Annotated in this window: 1 protein-coding gene; it reads left to right on the top strand. The window is 44.2% G+C overall.

What is annotated here, in order from left to right; translation table 11 throughout:
• Nucleotides 1–45: 45 nt before the first annotated feature.
• The gene (locus PZC42_RS24300) at nucleotides 46–303 is read left to right on the top strand and encodes an NADH-quinone oxidoreductase subunit H (protein ID WP_086427247.1); all 258 of its coding nucleotides are present in this window, start codon (nucleotides 46–48) and stop codon (nucleotides 301–303) included.
• Nucleotides 304–405: the final 102 nt, after the last annotated feature.

Below are 405 nucleotides of genomic sequence, written 5' to 3'. Positions count from 1 at the left end.
ATCTACCTCATTTTTTCCGCATGACCCCTCGCAATAATATGATACATCTCTACCCTTGCTGAAACCAACCGCGCCCCATTTGACCTAACAGAAGGAGAGTCAGAGCTAGTCTCAGGATTTAATGTAGAATATGCCGCCGGACCATTCGCCATATTCTTCTTAGCCGAATACGCCAACATTATACTAATAAACACACTAACCACCGTCCTATTCCTGAACCCAAGCTTCCTAAATCTCCCACCAGAATTATTTCCCATTGCACTCGCTACAAAAACCCTCCTCCTTTCATCCTCATTTCTATGAATCCGGGCCTCATATCCACGGTTCCGCTATGAACAACAAATACATCATCTATGAAAAAACTTCCTACCCCTAACACTAGCCTAAAGCCACAGACATCCCAGA

The organism is Isoptericola croceus (assembly GCF_029382255.1).
Lineage (GTDB): Bacteria > Actinomycetota > Actinomycetes > Actinomycetales > Cellulomonadaceae > Isoptericola > Isoptericola croceus.
Note: the sequence above shows the minus strand (reverse complement) of the source record. Positions and strands in the feature narration are given on the sequence as shown.